The sequence below is a fragment of the Burkholderia sp. AU45388 genome (assembly GCF_030481585.1).
GTDB classification, from domain to species: Bacteria; Pseudomonadota; Gammaproteobacteria; order Burkholderiales; family Burkholderiaceae; genus Burkholderia; species Burkholderia sola.
This window is the reverse complement of the sequence record NZ_JAUJPV010000014.1, coordinates 151855-168325: the sequence shown is the minus strand read 5'-3', so window position 1 is coordinate 168325 and position 16471 is coordinate 151855. Positions and strand designations below refer to the sequence as shown.

The following is a 16471-nucleotide window of genomic DNA, read 5'->3' as shown; positions in this document are numbered from 1 at the left end:
GATTCCCCTCAGATTCCGTCGAGACGGTACTCGACGCGCGTTGGTAAATAGTTCCCGTCGGCCGTCTTCGCCTCGGCCCGCATACCTTGGGGAACATTCTTCATATCCAGGGTGATATTCATCGACTGCTGCTGCATGCCCCTGACGCGGGCGTCATGCGCATCCGCGGTCGCCCCCTCACCATTCGTCCCATTTGCATCGGGGGCTGCCACTTCTGGAGGCATGACTCCAGCGAGCGCATTCGCGAGCGATCCCCGCTTGTCCATTTCCAGTTCTACGTTCTTCGGACGCTCGTAGAACCTGGAAACCAGACGCCCCGCATCCTGAGCGTTCATCGCTCCATGAAGCCGCTGCCCCGCCGACCAGTACTTGCCGTTTCGCAATTCGTGATTCATAAAGCGAAGCTGTTCTTCCATGGTCGAGCCGCGTATGTCATGTCCCGCCCACGCCTTGAAATCTGCTTGGCGATCCGAATGCCATTGCCCAATCCCATAAGCAGCACCGTTATCGCCAACAACGCCGGGGTTGAGATTGCTCTCAATCCAGAGATTGGCGACCATTCCGGCCGCCTGCGCTTTTGACCACCCCATCGCCTGAAGTGACGCCATTGCGGCGGCCGTCTTTGGATCTTTCGTGGCGGCTTCAGCGACAGCCCGATGCTGTTTACCGACCGGATCTCCATCCCATCCCTCGCCGGCTTTTGCCTGATGCTTCGCGACCTCCGCATCCTCCCCCTCATTGAGGTTCTTCGAATGCAGCAACGCGAGAATCGCGGCCATTACCGGCGCGCTCGCGAGTCCAGCAAGCGCGCCCGCAGCGGCGGGAACAGTCACCGTTGTGAGAGTCACAAGGCTCGAAATGAGGCTCGCGACACTTGCAATGGGGCCGGCAAAGGACAGTGCCGTGATCGCGATCATTGCTCCCTTGATGCCACCCATGCCGTCCCACATTTTCTTGACGCTTTTCGAAACGCCGTCCCAATCGACTTTCGAAATCCAGTCGACGAAGCGCTGAACCGCAGCGGCAAGCTTGTCGGCAATTTCCGCGCGATGGGCGTCGAGCCACGCAGAAAAGTGCTTCACGACCGGTTCGAGAACCGGAATCAGGCTGGCTCCGATGGAATTCCCCAGGCCCGACACCGAGTCCTCTAGATCGTTGACTTCCTCCTTAAATTGCGTGGCCCGAGCTATTTCATCCGGAGTCGGGACCAGGCCCTTGCGAATTGCTCGGGCTTTGTCCTCGTTGTACGTTCCCTGCTGCAGCATCGGCAGCAAACCGCCCATGCCGACGGCGTCGGCCGCTGCGCGCTGCGTGACGGCGCTACGCTGGCCGGCGATCGCCTTCATCAGCTTCTGCTGGGTGGTGTAGTAGTCGACGGTGCCGTCCTTGTTGCGCTGGATCTGGACACCCATCTTCTGCATCAGCACGAGAGCGGCCGGATTTGCACCATTCGCCGCGTCGCGAATCGCCATCTGTGACGACGAAATCGCGGAATCGAATTCACTGGCGGATACGCCGGCACGCTTCGCCGCTACATGCCAAGCGGCGAGGTCCTGAGCATTCATGCCGAGCAACTTCGACGATTTGTTGAGCGCGAAACCGAAATTGCCGAAGCGGTTCGTCAGGCCAACGATCCCGGCCACTGTCCCGGCCGCGCCGAGCGCGGCAAGCCCCGGCACCAGTTCGACAACCTTGTCGACAAGCGTATGGGCGGCTCGGGAAGCCGACTCAAGACCTTTCGTCAACTTCTCGAAACTGCGCGTGCCGACAGCACCGATATTCGCGAAGCGCTTTTGCGCCTTGTCGACCGGCGCCGTCACCTTTCCGAGCGCAGCCTGAATCTTCTTTACCGTGGCCGTAGCAGCATCGTCTGCCCGGATCCGGATGACGAATTCTTCGGACATTGCCTCATTCCTTTTTCGGCTATCCGGTTTTCCGTGTGGAAGCCTTGCGATGAGCAATAAGCTTCTCCGTGTTGAAACGCGACTCGCAAACGTCGCAGACCAAGGCGCGCTTCGCACGCTGTCCGCGAGTCACTGGCGGCAATGTGACGAGGTGCATGTCCTCGGCGCGGCACGGAAGCCCGCAGTTCGCGCATGGGTTCCCGTCGTCCTTCAGCAGGAACTCGAAGAAGAGCGGCTTCCGCTCTGGAGCGCCGGCCGTCGCCAGAATTCGAGCGCGCAGCACCTCGTAGCTGTAGCCGCGCCCGGCTCGTGCGATATGCTTCATCAGACCGTTGACCGCTTCGGTGTAGGCGTTCGTGTACGGGTGGTCGAAGTAGGCCAGTATTTCGGCGCGCCAGTTCTTCATGAGGCGCGTCAGCTCCCCAAAATCCTTCTTCAATGTCGGCGGAACGTTCGCTATGAAGGCGTCGAAGGCTGCTTCCGCCTGCTCCTTGGGCAAGTCGTACAGGTCGTACAGGGCCTCTTTGAGGCGGTAGGCTTCGGCCAGCTCGGGCTCGTTGTCGAGCCACATGCTCAGATTGAACCGCTGCTTCTCGGTCAGATTGCGCGCCCGTTTGTTCAACTGGACCTTGGAGCGCACCCAGAATCGACGCACTTCGGTCTGCTTTGCCTTGCCGAGCCGGATGCGTACGGTCTCCAGCGCGAAGTTGGCGTAGCGGACGACATGGAACTTGTCGACCACGATGGCGGCTTGCGGCATAAGCTTGCTGACGGTCCGCTGGTACGGACGCCACATGTCCATCGTCACGACCTTTACGGCGCTCAGGTCGCGAAACTGCCCCAGCCATACCTCCAAGGCACCATCGTCCCGCCTCGGATACATGTCCAGCAGCCGGCGCGCCTCGATGTCCGTGAGCACAAGTCGTTGCACCTTGTGAATCATGGTCTCGTCCACGCCCAGCACCCTGGGAAGCCGGATTGTGCGGCTGGACTGAAGCTCCGCCATCCGCTCGGCAGCGACCGCCCGCACTGTCTTCTCGTCGATGCCGACCTCGCGGGCGACATGGACGAAGGTGTGCTTCAGTGCCTGCTTGGCAATGAACTCCGCGCAGCGCACCGTCATGCGGCGTTCGTCCAGAACGCCACCCAGAGGTTGCAGGAACGTCTCGCCGCAGTCCCGGCACCGGTAGCGGCGCACCGTCGCCTCCAGCTTGGCTGCAAAGCCACGCAGCGGCGCGTCCGCGTACGTCGTCTTCTTGGTGCCGTGCCGGTACAGCTTGATGCCACCGCACTTGGAGCAGGCGATGGGCTCGTGAACGTATTCCGCCGAGAAGGTCTCTACCAGCCCCTCGGTCCTTTTGTCGGTCAGCGACCAACCTTCCATATCGAGAATGTCTTTCATCCCCGGATTTTAGTGTGGAAAACGCCGGGGCGGTCAGGTGGGCCATGTAATCACCGGCTACGACGCAGATTCGGCAGCTCGCCGGCCTGCGACGAGCATGCGCAGCAATTGGGCTGCGCGCGTACAAGTACCGTCTCCCGTGCTGTTACTGAACCGGGTGATTCGGTCGGCTATCGCATCAAGTTCATCCGCAATTTCATTGGCCAAGGAGACCGTTACTGCATCGTAGCGCCGGTCAATGTAGCCAGCGCAATAGCTCTCAAGGTCGTACGAGTGGCCGTCATGCTTGGTCTTGTCAAAGGCGCGAAGTGCCGCTGCCTCTTCTCCATCGGATACCGGCTCCTCATTGCACTCCAGCGAGAGGCAAAGTTCGTCGAGCGCTTCCGTCTCCTCGCCTTCTTCGTCTCGGTACCAGCCCGTTTCACGAAGGTTGCTAATCACGTCGCGCAGCGCGTGTACGCCGCGCGTTGCCACCCGGTGCATGCCCAACCATTCGTTGCCGCACTCACCCCCGCACTCAGAACGCCCGCAGCAAGCAGTCACCATCTTGAGTTCGTTGCTCATCTCGCTCTCCTTTTCCACACGAAATTCCGTTCCATAAGTATACTTCAACATCATGGTTTCAACACGTTATTCCGATTACCCCCTTTTTCTTCTGTATCAGCGCATCGTGGTAGGCGTATTCACACACCTCGCTCCACGTCAGCTCTTTCGTTTCGCTAGGCTGCCAGCCCCACGAGCGCTCAACTACCTTGACCCGGTGCTCCCAATCTACTGGGAGCCACCCTCGTTTCCCTCGGGGTCGTCCTCGTCGGGCGGGGACAGGAAGAACGACAGATATTCCTGCGCCTTGTAGTAATCGCGCGCCGAGATCTTGTCGATTCCCAGGACGGGAATACCGGATTGCTCGCTGATCAGCACCTGAAACGCTTCGAGCGCACCTTTCGTGGGGACCATCTTCACGAACGCTTTGATCTGGCGGAGATTCGGCTCACGCAGATCCAGTTCCGTATGGACCGTGTCGCTGTCCTTCCCGGACAGCGTGATCGGCTCGGAAAGCTCGATCGTGATCGTCGCCGGCTGGATTTTCCGGGGCTTCTTTTCGTTCTCTTCCATCACTGGCCTCAGGCGGTTTGTTCGGTAACTTCCGGGCCTTCGAACGACACTTCGAAGGTCGCTTCTTCAGTGTCGACTTCCTCGGCCTCGACCGTGCCCATGTTGCGACCGGTGACGATCTTGCCGTTCGCCAGCTCCAGCACCACGGTGGAATTGCGCATCGCGTTGAAGTCGGCGATCGACAAGCCGCCCGCATCTCGGAGCGACATCTTGATGGATCCCGCGCGCGGCATTTCCTTGAAGCCGTGCCAGCCATCCTGGCCGAGGAGCGAGTCTCGCTTCACCTTGGCAACGCTGTAGCGCGCCTTGCCCTCGAGCTGGTAGGTAACGCCGTCGATCTTGGCGTTGGTGATCCCGGCGAGCAGTTGACTACCCGACATGTGCTTCTCCTAAAAATGAAAAAGCCACCCGAAGGTGGCGATCTCCGACCGTCGAGCAGCGTTACTGCAGGCGGAACTGAATGAGCGTCGCGAACGTACGCATCTGGTTGACCGGCACGCCTGGCCAGAGGATGTCCACGCGATTCGGGTTGACCGTGTTCTTTTGCACCACGAGTGCTGCCGCGAACGCCGCTTTACCCTGCACGTAGCCCGCGTCGACGCGCTCGTTATAGAGCGCAATGATGTCTGACGCGATCGTGCTCGGCGTAACCAGGTTCGACCCCGCCGCCGGCCGCGAGCCGTCGTCGGCGAGCTTGCAGCGCGCGTATTTCGACGAAAGCATCGCCAGGAGCGTGCGGATTTCCAGCACCAGCTGGTACATCGTTTCGACTTCGAGATAGCTGTCGTCGTCGACGCCCTGCGCGTTCGTCTGGTAGGTCGTGATGATGTTCTCGGTCATCACGGTGCCGTCGTTCGCCACGGTGAACGTCGACATGCCGTCGAACAGCAGCGTGTTGCGCATCGACGGTTGCCAGCGTTTCTCGACCGCCGGCGGCAACACGCCGTTGAGCGGCAGCGATTGCAGCGGCACACCCGGATCGGCGCGAATGCTCACCGCCGCCTGCCCGGCAAGCGCCGAAGCCCACACCCACGACGGAGTCGGGCTGCTGTCGGCCGGCAGGATGGTTTCGTGCTGATTGTTCCGCGTATTGCCGAGCGTCGTCGCTTGCGAGTACGTGGCCGCGAGACCGCCGAACGAATGGCCGTAGAGCTGCTCAAGATAGCTCCAACGGCCGTTCTGGTCGTTGAGCAGCGCCTTGACAGCGTCGAGCGAGGCGGCATCGTTGTACGGATTGACGATGAAATCGAACGATTCCGTCCCGAGATTGCCGAGCGCGGTCGCGAGCGACGGATTCGTCGCGCCGCCCGTCATCGCCGTAATCGAGTACGCGAGTCCGGCTGGCAGCACTTCGCCGCTCGCGGTACCGCGGTAGTTGAAGCGAATATCGATCTCGTTTCCGCTCAGGCCCTTGTGGACGGCAGTGAGGGTTACGACGCCGGCCGCACTCGATGCAGTGACCGGGAGCGTGGAGACGGCATTGATAGCGGCAGCCACTGCCGTCGCCACGTCAGCGACAACCTGCCCGGCCGTCACCGGCACCGTGACCAATTCACCCGCGATGTACAGCGACAGCGTGCCGTTTGCCGAGGGCGCCGCGGTGAAAGTCATGGCGCCAGCGGCAGCCGTTGCACCCGCAGCGTCAGCGATCGGCAAGACCCACAATTCGCCGAACGTATCGTTGAGTCGATACTTGGCGACCATGTTCGCCAGCATCGAATTCACACCGCCCTTTGCTTGTGCGTCGCCTTTACCGCCGCAGATGACGGGCACGTTCGGCGTCGCGGTGCCGGCCGCCGTAATCTGGCCGATGATCAGTGCGCGCTGCGTCGTTGCGCCGGTGTTCGCCTGCGAATTGTCCAGCTCGAACAGCGCGCCCGGCAGACGGTAGTTTTGCGGGATGACCCGGAACGGAATCGTGCTCATGCATTTTCACCTTCGGTTGCAGCGCGGGCGCTGGTCAGCTTGGCCGTCGCCGGCTGCTCGTCGCGCACGACATCGCCGTCGTTGAGGATCCTGTTCCAGACAGGGCTGTCGTCCGGCACGTCGATGCCGTCGTCCGGCAGAAGCTTTTTCGTATGCGGGTCACGCACTTTCAGACCCGGGGCAGGTTTCACGCGCATTCGGCGCTCCTACGAAATGGATGGTGGAAACGGAATCGAAAACGTCGGCTGCACGGTGCCCTCGGGCATCACGATCGAACCGCCGATAGCCTCGAGAGACGGTGGGTTGGATTGCCGGAAGTCGCTCGCGTCCTGCACGAACTCGAGGCCGATCTCGATCTCGACACCACCGACGTGCTCACCCGCGTCACCGGGGCCCGGCTTGCCTCGGACCTTGAAGAACGCGTATTGCTGGATCTGGCTCATCAGCGGGCCGTAGTTGATGACCGCGCGCTTCACCTGGTCACGCAGCGCCTCGAGCTGGCCGAGCAGGTCAAGCGCGCCGCCGTCGTCCGGTACCGCTAGCGCGCTCGCGCGTGCCTCGACGATCAGGCTGCAGGACACCGTGAAGGCCGGTGCGCCGTTGCGCCCAAACGACTCGCCGTCCTCGTCGAGCGGCATCGATACGAACAGCACCGGATACTCGTCGTCCCACGTCGACGCGTCGCGCGCGCCGTACACTCGCGCGCCGGCGTCCGTCTGCCCGATCAACCCCTGCATCGCGGCCGCGAGCAAATCGGTTTTCGTGGTCATTTCGCAACCTTGAGGATCAGGTTCAGCCAGCCGATGCCGTCGCTGTGGACGTCGAGCACCATGAAACGGTCACCCGTCTTCAGGCGCGTCAGCACATCGTTCTTCACAGGTTTCGCGGGGAAATCAGCGAGCCGCACGCCGATCGCCGGCGCCGTGGTCGTGTACCCGACCGAGCCGTCGTCCTTGTAGTAAGGCGTTCGGAACGAATCGACGACGACTCCGGTGACGGAAAAGGGCGCGCCGCCGGCGGCCGGCTGGTACGAGACCGACTCGCCGAACACGCCGTTGATCGAGGCATTCAGCTGGTCGAAGTCGTACACGTCAGCCTCGCTTGATCTGGACGGTCGATTTCGTCACGACGCGCGGGCCGACCGTGTCGCCATCGTTGCGCGGCACTTCCGGCTCTTTCGGATCAACTAGGAATCCGGTTTTTCGCAGTCGAGCGGCCTCAGACGCAGGCAGCACGACCTCGCCGCCAGCTGCGACGGGCTTGCCGTCGCCATTCATCACCGTATGGCCGCGAGCCACGACAGCGGTTACGGTGCGGGGCGGTTTCCCGCCGGCCTCGGGCCCATTCGGCGTCGACATTACTCGAGCACCGGATCGCAGACGCTCGCGCCGAAGCTTGCGTTCACCCGGCTCGGGATCACGATCGGCGACGATTGCATCATCAGGAAGCGTTGCGCCGGGTCTTCCTTGACCCAGGTCTTCGGCGCATACGGCAGCGCTTCGTAGTTGAAGGCCGGATCCATGATCTGACCGAACGCGCGCGTGCCCATCAGATTCGGGCCGCTCATCGCGATCTCGCCGTCGGGGATCATCGGACGCTCGACGCCGTTCTCGTCGATGAACCAGTCGTTATAGACCCACAGGTCATACTGGCCCCACTTGCCCTTGTAAACCGCGCCCTGCTCGATCTGTGCGCCGGGATTGATCACGTTCCCGCTTTGCGCCAGAGCCGGATAGAGGATCGCGCCCTTGAGCTTCGGATCTGCGCTGAAGCCGGTCCACGCCGACGTGGTGAAGACGATGTCCGTCACCTTGGCGCCGGACTTCTTCAGGATCTGATGCTGCCAGGCCTCGATGTTGTCGCACGGCGTCGCCGTCCCGGCCGCCACGTTCGCCTCGGTCCATTTCTGGGCGCCGGTGAGCGCGACCGTCAACGACGGATCCCGGCCAAAATCGATGTCGACGGTCTCGAAGCCTTCGCCTTCGATACGGACGATCGCTTTGCGCAAGGCATTCGCGGCCATCCATTCGAGACGACGATTGAGCACGTCGACTTGATCCGTCATTTCGGCTTCGAGGTTCGCCATCTCGCGCTGGATGCCTTTCAGGTCGCCGCCGATGCGCTCGCCGATCATCCGACGCACGGGCTTGCGCAGATCCGGCGCGCGCTTGTCCTTGATGTAAGCCGGCTTGAACTCGTTCGTCTGGTAACGGCGTTGCTCGACGAGCTTGCCTTCGACCAGCGGCGAAACGAACGGCGCCATCCGGCGCAGACCGACGTCGACGTCGATCGAAACCTTCTCCGAGTCCGCCATGACGACGTTCGGGAAGAATTTGTCGAGCAGGAACTGCTGCGCCAGCTTCAGGTTCGGAACCACCTGAATCAGCGTGTTGGTGTCGTACACCAACGATCCTTGGGGCGTGGTCATCCCTCAATCTCCTTGATACGAATTGGCCCGCTGAAAACAAAAAACCCCGCCGAAGCGGGGTTTCTCGAAGCGGAGTCGGGTTTAAGTCGGGTCGGCAGCGGAGATCGAGGACTTGACGAAAATCGTGTATTGCCGCAGCGCTGCACGCAGCGAGGCGATGTCCCACGACGGATCGAAATTCAGCGCACGCGCATTGACTTCGGCGGCGACGTACGCGCCGGCCGTCACGGGCCCGGCGCTCGCGTCGGCGTAGTCTGCCAGAATGGCCGACGGGACCTGGCTGCCGTCCGACGCCGTCTTCACCGACAGCTTGTAGGTACCGACCGCATCCTCGATTTCGACCGTGAACGTGTCGCCAGCCACGAAGGCCGTCGCACCAGCCGTCAGCGTGAAGCCGATACCGGATTGCGAATACGCGGTCCCGACGGTAGCCGGCGGCAGCGCATTGCCCTCCGGGTCGGTCACCGAGAACGTCGTTGCTGCGGTGGCCGTGAGCACGTAGGCACCGGCCAGCGCGCCGTTTGCGCTGACGCTGCCGATCGTGCCATTGCCGGTGTTCGAGGCGCCCGGCTCGGCGATCGCGTTCAGCGAACTCACCATGCCAAGCACCGAGCCGCGCGGCAGCGTGCCGGAAGCCAGGATGATCGGCTGCGAGACGATTTGCAGCGCGCCCGCGATCAGCTGATCGGGAATGTAGGTTTCGGCCTGGATACCCGGCTGCTGCGGGTTATCGCCGATCGTGTTGACGGGAAGCGTCATGACTTCTCCTTACTCGTGTCAGATTGAACGGCCGATCAAGCTTCGCCGCGACGGATCTTTCCCGCCTGGACGATCTGCTCGGCCAGGTTCGGGGCTTTCGGCGTCGCGCCGCCCGCACCCGCCGCCGGAATGACGGTCGACGCCATGCGGCTCGACAGGCTGGATGCGCGCCGCGGCTGCGCAGGCGCATCTTCGACGCCGGCGTTGAGCGCCGCGATCGCTGCGCGCGAGGACATCTTCGTGTCGAATGCGAAGACGCCAGCTTGGCGCGCCCGACCGAGCTTGATGCCGTGCGCCATGATGCGGGCACAGCGCACGCGCTCGCGCTGACGCGCTGCACTTGCCGTTGCGTCGTCGCCGTCACCGTCGTCGTCCTCGGAGTCGTCGTCGCCTTCTGCCGCGGCGCGCTTCGCGTCCTCTTCCTTCTTGCGTTCTTCCTCGGCGCGGCGAGCGTCTTCCTGCTTGTTGCGCTCCTCTTCCTCGGCGCGTTCCTTCTCGTCGAGCTCTTCCATGCGCTTCGCGTAGTCCTCGTCGGACTCGCCCTCGCGCTGCTTGCGCTCGTCGTCTTCACCGCCGCCGTCTTCGATTCGAGCGCCGGCCGCACGCGGAGCATTGCTCAGAAAGCTGGCGAACGGAGCCAAGATTTTCGATTTCATGTCTTTCCTTTCAATGGTTGTCAGCCAAGCTCTGCGAGCAGGGCGAGAAGCGCCTCATCGGGCGCCATCACGGCATCGGCCAATCCGATGCTCACGCCGGCATCGCCCATGTAGCAGGCGGCCTCCGTCTCGCGGACGACGTCCGCCGACAGGCCGCGATTACGCGCGACCGTCGCGACGAACAGCTCGCCCATCGTATTGATGTCGGTCTGCGCTGCCTGGTAGGCCTCTTTCGAGAGCGGGATCTCCGGGTGGAAATCCGCCTTGCGCTCGCCGTAGGTGATGAACGTCACAGCCATCCCGGCATTCGTCAGCGCCTTCGACCAGTCGACGTGCATCACGATCACGCCAACCGACCCGACGCCGCCGGTCCGCGGCACGATCACGCGGTCAGCCGCACTGGCAATCGCATAACCGGCCGAATACGCCGACTCGGTTAGGATCGACCACATCGGCTTGTTGCCGCGCTGCGCATAGATCATGTCGACAAGGTCAAAACATCCGGCCACCTCGCCGCCGGGCGAATCCACGTCAAGCACGATCGCCTTGACCTTCGGGTCGGAGTGCGCGCGCAAGATCGCCTCGCGCAGACCGTCGTAACCCGTCATCCCGGACCACGGCCGCAATGTGCCGAGCTTCTGCACAAGCGTGCCCTGTACCGCGATCAGCGCCACGCCGGTATCGGCGATCATGTCGTAGCCGGGATCCGGCACGCGCCCCTCTCGGGAGAAGCTGTCGTAATCGTCGTCCCAGTCGCCGTAGGCCATCGGCTTCAGCCGGCCGCCTTCGAGGCGCGCGATCTGCGATACGCCAAGCCGATCCATCAGCGCGGCCATGATCACCTCGGCCTTTTCGCGGCGGATCGCGAGCGGCACGTTGAACAGCCGCTGCGCCATGTGCGCGAATTTCATCAGACTTCCTCCGGAATTGCGCTCGCTTCCTTGACGCTGTCGCCGACGAGGGTGGCCGGCGGCCGCAGGCCGAGATTGCGGTAATAGGACTCTTCGACGGCTCGCCGCTGCGCGACTTCGCGCCAATCGGTGCCGCCCGTCTCGGCGCACTCGTCCTCGAGCGACGAAAAGCCGCCCGCGACGCCCATCGACGCGCCTTGCCGCTCCTTGACGATGTCGACCAGACCACGCCCCGGACCGAGCCATTTCGCCCGCGAATATGCGGCGCGCGCTTCGATGAAGTCGGGCACGTCGCCGAGCGGCATCGGGTAATCGTCGACCTCCATCGATTCCTCGAGCCAGCCCGTGTAGATCGGCTGCGTATACGTCGCGGCGAAGCCGAGACGGCGCCGGTGAAACGTCTTCCATGCCTCCAGCATCGCTGATCGGTATGCGCTGTAATTGACCTCGGCCCAGTTCTGGCTGATCTGCTGCGCGGCCAGCCCGGTCGATGCCGAGAAACTGCGCAGGAACGCGCTGTTGAACGCCGCGTAGTTCGCGCTCGGCCGATTCGCCATCACCGAGCCGATCGTCTCGCCCGGGAATAGATGCGTCATCCCGACGTTGCCGAGCCGGGTTTTGCGCTCCGCGTGAAACGCAGCGCGTTCCTCCTGATACTTGTTGAGGCGGTCAGGGCTCTGGAGCGCTTCCTCGACCAGATCTCCATCGAACGGGCTCTGAATGTATGCCGCGAAAAACGCGTTGATGATCGCCGCGTCGAGCTCTGTCTCGTCGTACTTGATGAGCATCTTGAAGCGCTGCAGCACGGGCGTCAGAAAGCCAATGCCACGGTGCTGCGATGCTCGATCATGCTCGTACGAATGGATGATGATCTGGCGGCCCCAGTCCGTCTCGCGGGGAATGCGCTTCCAGCGCACCGACTTCGCTGCGCTGAACCAGTCGCCCTGGTGCGCCTCACGAATGTGATACCAGGTCGGTGCGCCGAACTCGTCGACCTCGACGCCGCCGCGCAACGCCTGTTGGTCGAACTGCAGCTGCGGATTCGACAGGCGATCGGGATCGAGCACCTGTAATGCGGTCGCATAGCGCGCACGGCCGACATCAACTCGCTGCGGCAGGTAGTGAAGCTGGCCCAGTCCGTCACCGTCGACAATCTTGTGCCGGAATGCGACTTGAAACAGCCCGGGCAGCGGCAGCATCCGTTCGACGTCGCAATAGAAGCCGGGATCGTGCGCCCACGCACGATAGTTCGCCTCAACCTGCTGACCGAATTCATCGGCCCAAACGTGATCGAATGCCTTGTTTCCGGTCAGCGCACGCAGCGCAACGTGGTCCGGCTTCGAAATCGGCCGGAAATCCGGGCCGATGACGTTGTCGAGCGTCCGCATCACTGCGGCCGTCGCCCATCCATCGTTTCGGACCAGATCACGCGCGCGGGCAGTGATCCGGTCGTGGTACATGTTGATCTCCCCATCGGGAGACCACAGGTACGGATTCCAGTCCTCGACGTGCGCACCGTACAGGTTCGCAGCGTCGTAGGGGGTCTGGCTCGCTCCGGACAGCATCGACGCACGCCCCTGACGCGGGGGCAACGGCTTGCCGTCCACGCCGAGAATTTGCACGGGATTGTCCATTAGCGATACACGAATCGAATTTGCCTGCGTGCTCGGCGCACGATGCCGAGTTGCTCTTGAAGTTTCGAGATCAGCCCGTCGAGCGTACCGAGATCCGTTTGACGGAACGTGACCGAACGCGAGCCGTCGCTCTGCGAGTAGTTGGCGCTCGCAACCATTTGACCTGCGGCCAGCTGGTCGTAGGCCTTCAGCAGCGCGGTAAGCTGCGCCTGCAGGTCGGCCCTGCTGCGTCCATCGTATGCACCCATCACCACTCCGTTATGCGAGGCGGCTCGCGCGCGATTTGCCACTGCCGCTCGATGCGCCTACCTTCTTCACCATCGGCCCGCGCGCCACCACTACGGCTGGCGGCGCCGACTGCTCGACCGCCTGGCCCTGCGCAACACCTTCCGCTCCAGGCACAGACTTCGGTTCGACATAGGGCTTCGCCGTGAATGCTGCGCCGACTTCGTCTGCACGCCGGTTCAACTGCAACCCGAAATGCGAAAGACCGCACAAAGCGGCGTACGCGTAGACACGACAATCGAGCGCCTCGTTACGCTTCCCGTTCGGCAGTTCCCACACCCGATAGCGATGGCCGCCGGAAGTTTTCAGCGTAGACACCTCGGCAGTGAGCTGCGCGAAGTAGCCAATGTCTCTGTCGGCCGGAAAATGCATATATCCGGGCCCAGGCTCTTCGTAGCGAAGCCGCGCGTAAATTACGTCCTTCGCAGCGTTCGTCCCGATGATCACGGGCCTGAAGCTCTGCTTGTTCCGGCTACTCGGGCGCTTCGTGGGCCATACCGGCGAGCGCGCGCCAGATCGCTCCGACGCACCCTTGATCGCCCAGATTCTGCGACCGAGGCGCGCCTTCGCGAACTCGTACACCTTTTGTGTGTTGTGGCCGCCGGAGTCGATACAAGCTGCCATCACCTCGAAAGGCATACCGTCGGACCGGTACCAGGTACGCTTCAGGTATGCATCCACCTGTTCCCAGAACACCGGGGTTTCCGGATCGCCTTCGATGACGTGATGGTCGATAGACCATGACTCTTCGTTGCGCCCCCAGCCGACCGTCTCTAACTCGCCGCGGTCTGGCTGAATGTCGACGCCGACCGTGATTGCCGCAACGCCGTTCGGAACTTCAGATGGCCACATCTCACAACGTGCCAGCAATGCGTCCGGCGTCGTTCCTTTACCGACGTGTCGACGATACGGGAGGCCCATTTGCGTGTTCCACCAGGCCTGCAACTGCTCTTCGTCACCCTGCGCGGCAACCCACTTTCCTGCGATGTCAGAGGGCTTGTCCTTGCTCCATGGGCTATACAGCTTCGAGGCCTGAAATCCAGCGTGTTCGCCCTCGACGCCGCGCGCCCCACACATAGGGCAGTGAGCGTAATAGACCGCATGCCGATCGCTTTCAGACCAACGCCAAACCCTTTCGATCGCCCCCTCATCTCGGTCCTGCCAGGCGATGTCGTAATCTGTCAGCGGAGCATGGCGACGGCCGCAACACTCGAACGGGCGCGTCTGGTGCCAGCGCACCGTATCGAGCGCACGAAGACGCTCGCCCTCTGACCATGCCGCTCCGCAACCTTCGCAGACGATTCGTGCCGTCTTCGTTCTGTGCGACAGCGTATTGCCCTGCGCATCCTTCTCCTTGTCCCAATGGACATGCTTGAAGAAATCGAGAAACTGTCGGTGCCCGCAGTGCGGGCAGGCCACCGAGGCACGACGCTGATCGGAGTCGTTGTAACTCTTCTCAATCCGGCTCTCGCCGGAATACGTCGGCGAGCAGGCGCGCACAGACAGCCAGTTCACCCCGAAGGACGCAGTTCGCTCTTCAGCAATGAAGATCGAATCGCCCTCTTTCAACGGCGGGTATTTGTCGATCTCATCCGCCAGAATGACGCGGATCGGCCGGCGCGCAAGGTTATCCGGACTGCCCGCGCTCACCAGCGCGAGAAACCCACCCGGGAATGCCTTGTAGCCAAGCGTGTCATCGCTGTTCCGCGATTTGCTCGCGCCCATGATCTCGCGCAACACCGGTGTGCTGCGAATCAGCGGGGCAATTCGTTCCTTCGAGAACTGCTCGGCTGCCTCGTCCTTGGGCTGGATCAGCAGGATCGGGCACGCATCCAGATGGGCGAAGTATCCGAAAATGTTTTCCAGCAACGCCGTCTTCAGCATCTGCGTGCTCACCATTACAGTGATCACATGGATGCCCGGCTCCGTAACGGCCAACATCGGGCCGCGCGCAGCTTCCACCGTTGAGGTACGCCAGTTCCCCGACGTACTACCGGCCTCCTTCGCAAGCTTGCGGTAGCGGTCCGCCCATTCGGGAATGCTGATGCGCGGCGGCGGCGTCCAACCGCGGCGATAGTCGCGCGCAAGTCCTTCAGCTTTGCGATCCGTCGAAGTGAGCATCCGGTTCGCCGAGGTCAGCGATTTGTCTGTGGACATGCTCAATCAAAACCTCGGTCACTCGGTCAGCCTCCAGCCCAAGATCGGCGGCAATTTTCGGGCCGACACGCATCGGCCAGTTCATCCAGGAATCCCGCGCGGCGCGCGCACAATCGAAGAGCACCGTCCGCGCAACGGACAGGTCGACGAGCGATCCTGACTTCTGTTCGTATTCGAGCTGCTTGAGCAGGGCGTTGAAGTTTTCCTTGATCCGAATAGCTTCGGCCAGATTGTTCGTGGCGCCCATCGCCATCACGAGTTTGGCGGCGGCCTCGGTCGGAGAGTCGTTCTCGTCGACAACCGGGGCGCGGACACTTTCCGTGCGGACAGTTTTTGCGGACACTTTCGAAGTGTCCGCACTGTCCGCAACCGTCTTGCTCGATCTGATCGGCCTGCGCCAGCCAGACGAAACGAGAGCAGGATCTAGCCTGCCGTCCGCGTCTGGCTTGAGTTTGCCGGACGCGATAGCGCGACGAACCTGCTTCTCATCGCAGCCGGCGAGCTTCGCGAACTCGCGCTGCGTAACGTGGGGTGCGGACACTTTTCAGAACCTGTGGCTGGTGAAATATCGCGGCGCGCAATTGCCCGTGACCCTCCCCCCTCCGGAGGGGACCCGTTGGCCTCACCGCGCCGACGCGAGCGCCTTCGTCATCGCTGCGTCCAGTTCCCGCCGGAACACCGCGGCGACGACTCGCTTGCCGACGCCGCGGTAATCGAGGTGCTGGCGCACGTCGTGCGCGTCCTCGAACTTCATCAGCAGCTTCAGGCCGGCAGCTTTGCCGCGCGTCTTCTTCGTGCGATGCCACACGCCATCGACAACGCCGCCTTTCGTCTGCACCTTGCCGATGAAGACGTTCGGCTTTCCCTTGAGTCGAGCCAACGACGAGCGCGGCAGGTTCCCATACTGGTTGACCTTCTGCGCGACCGGCTTGATCAGCGCCCGGCTGTTCAGCTTGTTCTTACCGCCTACCTCGTAGGGCAGCAGGTATTTCACCGCGATCGGCTTCACATATACGAGCGCGACCGGGTTCGACTTCGTGGCCCGCTTGATCGCGATGGCATTCAGCGTGAAGGGCGTCGGCTTGTCGAGCACCTTCTTCCATGTCTCGATCTCTGCGGCACGCACCTGCTCGGCCGTCGCGTTGATCGCCTGAGCTGTCGCGAACGGCAGTTGCTTGCGCGCGAGTGCGTCGAGCCTCTTCGCGAGCGCGCGGACATCAGCCTTCACGGAGAGTGTGAGCATCGCGGACCGGATTCGGAAATGAAAAAGCCCGCGAACCTTTCGGCTTGCGG

At 62.5% G+C, this 16471-nt stretch carries 19 protein-coding genes; all 19 read right to left on the bottom strand.

Annotated elements, in window-relative coordinates; genetic code table 11:
- Positions 1–8 precede the first annotated feature (8 nt).
- On the bottom strand, positions 9–1904 hold the full coding sequence (locus QZM72_RS22165; protein WP_301739207.1) for a phage tail tip lysozyme: 1896 nt from the start codon (positions 1902–1904) through the stop codon (positions 9–11).
- A 19-nt stretch (positions 1905–1923) separates the two neighbouring features.
- Positions 1924–3306: an ISL3 family transposase gene (locus tag QZM72_RS22160; RefSeq protein ID WP_301739206.1), complete on the bottom strand. Its 1383-nt coding sequence runs from the start codon at positions 3304–3306 to the stop codon at positions 1924–1926.
- 57 nt (positions 3307–3363) lie between these two features.
- On the bottom strand, positions 3364–3870 hold the full coding sequence (locus QZM72_RS22155; RefSeq protein ID WP_301739205.1) for a hypothetical protein: 507 nt from the start codon (positions 3868–3870) through the stop codon (positions 3364–3366).
- A 207-nt stretch (positions 3871–4077) separates the two neighbouring features.
- Positions 4078–4422, bottom strand: a complete 345-nt coding sequence (locus tag QZM72_RS22150) for a phage tail assembly protein (RefSeq protein WP_301739204.1) — start codon at positions 4420–4422, stop codon at positions 4078–4080.
- Positions 4423–4430: 8 nt separating this feature from the next.
- On the bottom strand, positions 4431–4802 hold the full coding sequence (locus tag QZM72_RS22145) for a phage tail tube protein (protein ID WP_301739203.1): 372 nt from the start codon (positions 4800–4802) through the stop codon (positions 4431–4433).
- 61 nt (positions 4803–4863) lie between these two features.
- Positions 4864–6348 carry a phage tail sheath subtilisin-like domain-containing protein gene (locus tag QZM72_RS22140; RefSeq protein WP_301739202.1) on the bottom strand — a complete coding sequence of 495 codons (1485 nt, stop codon included), beginning with the start codon at positions 6346–6348 and terminating at the stop codon, positions 4864–4866.
- The gene (locus QZM72_RS22135; protein ID WP_301739201.1) at positions 6345–6545 is read right to left on the bottom strand and encodes a DUF2635 domain-containing protein; all 201 of its coding nucleotides are present in this window, start codon (positions 6543–6545) and stop codon (positions 6345–6347) included. The genes QZM72_RS22140 and QZM72_RS22135 overlap by 4 nt, the downstream gene beginning before the upstream one ends.
- 9 nt (positions 6546–6554) lie before the next feature.
- Positions 6555–7118 carry a hypothetical protein gene (locus QZM72_RS22130; protein WP_301739200.1) on the bottom strand — a complete coding sequence of 188 codons (564 nt, stop codon included), beginning with the start codon at positions 7116–7118 and terminating at the stop codon, positions 6555–6557.
- On the bottom strand, positions 7115–7438 hold the full coding sequence (locus QZM72_RS22125) for a hypothetical protein (protein ID WP_105825446.1): 324 nt from the start codon (positions 7436–7438) through the stop codon (positions 7115–7117). Before QZM72_RS22125 ends, QZM72_RS22130 begins: the two co-directional genes overlap by 4 nt.
- A gap of 1 nt (position 7439) precedes the next feature.
- Positions 7440–7706 (bottom strand): hypothetical protein, encoded by a 267-nt coding sequence (locus QZM72_RS22120; RefSeq protein ID WP_146125451.1) that lies wholly within the window; start codon positions 7704–7706, stop codon positions 7440–7442.
- Positions 7706–8776: a major capsid protein gene (locus QZM72_RS22115; RefSeq protein ID WP_060163168.1), complete on the bottom strand. Its 1071-nt coding sequence runs from the start codon at positions 8774–8776 to the stop codon at positions 7706–7708. The genes QZM72_RS22120 and QZM72_RS22115 overlap by 1 nt, the downstream gene beginning before the upstream one ends.
- Before the next feature lie 81 nt (positions 8777–8857).
- Positions 8858–9535, bottom strand: a complete 678-nt coding sequence (locus QZM72_RS22110) for a head decoration protein (RefSeq protein ID WP_301739199.1) — start codon at positions 9533–9535, stop codon at positions 8858–8860.
- Positions 9536–9570: 35 nt separating this feature from the next.
- The gene (locus tag QZM72_RS22105) at positions 9571–10191 is read right to left on the bottom strand and encodes a hypothetical protein (RefSeq protein ID WP_059486286.1); all 621 of its coding nucleotides are present in this window, start codon (positions 10189–10191) and stop codon (positions 9571–9573) included.
- Between the two features lie 20 nt (positions 10192–10211).
- Positions 10212–11102: a S49 family peptidase gene (locus tag QZM72_RS22100; protein ID WP_301739198.1), complete on the bottom strand. Its 891-nt coding sequence runs from the start codon at positions 11100–11102 to the stop codon at positions 10212–10214.
- Entirely contained in the window at positions 11102–12724 is a 1623-nt protein-coding gene (locus tag QZM72_RS22095) for a phage portal protein (protein ID WP_301739197.1), read from the bottom strand. Before QZM72_RS22095 ends, QZM72_RS22100 begins: the two co-directional genes overlap by 1 nt.
- An 11-nt stretch (positions 12725–12735) precedes the next feature.
- Positions 12736–12984, bottom strand: coding sequence for a gpW family head-tail joining protein (gpW, locus tag QZM72_RS22090; RefSeq protein WP_027813335.1), 249 nt, complete (start codon positions 12982–12984; stop codon positions 12736–12738).
- 10 nt (positions 12985–12994) lie between these two features.
- Positions 12995–15178 (bottom strand): phage terminase large subunit family protein, encoded by a 2184-nt coding sequence (locus tag QZM72_RS22085; protein ID WP_301739196.1) that lies wholly within the window; start codon positions 15176–15178, stop codon positions 12995–12997.
- Entirely contained in the window at positions 15114–15719 is a 606-nt protein-coding gene (locus QZM72_RS22080) for a hypothetical protein (RefSeq protein WP_301739195.1), read from the bottom strand. Before QZM72_RS22080 ends, QZM72_RS22085 begins: the two co-directional genes overlap by 65 nt.
- Positions 15720–15800: 81 nt before the next feature.
- Entirely contained in the window at positions 15801–16421 is a 621-nt protein-coding gene (locus QZM72_RS22075; protein ID WP_301739194.1) for a hypothetical protein, read from the bottom strand.
- Positions 16422–16471 lie beyond the last annotated feature (50 nt).

Coding starts and splice junctions, on each gene's coding strand:
- QZM72_RS22120 (WP_146125451.1), bottom strand. CDS start 7,706: ATGTCGACGCCGAATGGGCCCGAGGCCGGCGGGAAACCGCCCCGCACC.
- QZM72_RS22105 (WP_059486286.1), bottom strand. CDS start 10,191: ATGAAATCGAAAATCTTGGCTCCGTTCGCCAGCTTTCTGAGCAATGCT.
- gpW (WP_027813335.1), bottom strand. CDS start 12,984: ATGGGTGCATACGATGGACGCAGCAGGGCCGACCTGCAGGCGCAGCTT.
- QZM72_RS22165 (WP_301739207.1), bottom strand. CDS start 1,904: ATGTCCGAAGAATTCGTCATCCGGATCCGGGCAGACGATGCTGCTACG.
- QZM72_RS22115 (WP_060163168.1), bottom strand. CDS start 8,776: ATGACCACGCCCCAAGGATCGTTGGTGTACGACACCAACACGCTGATT.
- QZM72_RS22085 (WP_301739196.1), bottom strand. CDS start 15,178: ATGTCCACAGACAAATCGCTGACCTCGGCGAACCGGATGCTCACTTCG.
- QZM72_RS22145 (WP_301739203.1), bottom strand. CDS start 4,802: ATGTCGGGTAGTCAACTGCTCGCCGGGATCACCAACGCCAAGATCGAC.
- QZM72_RS22110 (WP_301739199.1), bottom strand. CDS start 9,535: ATGACGCTTCCCGTCAACACGATCGGCGATAACCCGCAGCAGCCGGGT.
- QZM72_RS22160 (WP_301739206.1), bottom strand. CDS start 3,306: ATGAAAGACATTCTCGATATGGAAGGTTGGTCGCTGACCGACAAAAGG.
- QZM72_RS22075 (WP_301739194.1), bottom strand. CDS start 16,421: ATGCTCACACTCTCCGTGAAGGCTGATGTCCGCGCGCTCGCGAAGAGG.
- QZM72_RS22140 (WP_301739202.1), bottom strand. CDS start 6,348: ATGAGCACGATTCCGTTCCGGGTCATCCCGCAAAACTACCGTCTGCCG.
- QZM72_RS22130 (WP_301739200.1), bottom strand. CDS start 7,118: ATGACCACGAAAACCGATTTGCTCGCGGCCGCGATGCAGGGGTTGATC.
- QZM72_RS22100 (WP_301739198.1), bottom strand. CDS start 11,102: ATGAAATTCGCGCACATGGCGCAGCGGCTGTTCAACGTGCCGCTCGCG.
- QZM72_RS22135 (WP_301739201.1), bottom strand. CDS start 6,545: ATGCGCGTGAAACCTGCCCCGGGTCTGAAAGTGCGTGACCCGCATACG.
- QZM72_RS22150 (WP_301739204.1), bottom strand. CDS start 4,422: ATGGAAGAGAACGAAAAGAAGCCCCGGAAAATCCAGCCGGCGACGATC.
- QZM72_RS22155 (WP_301739205.1), bottom strand. CDS start 3,870: ATGAGCAACGAACTCAAGATGGTGACTGCTTGCTGCGGGCGTTCTGAG.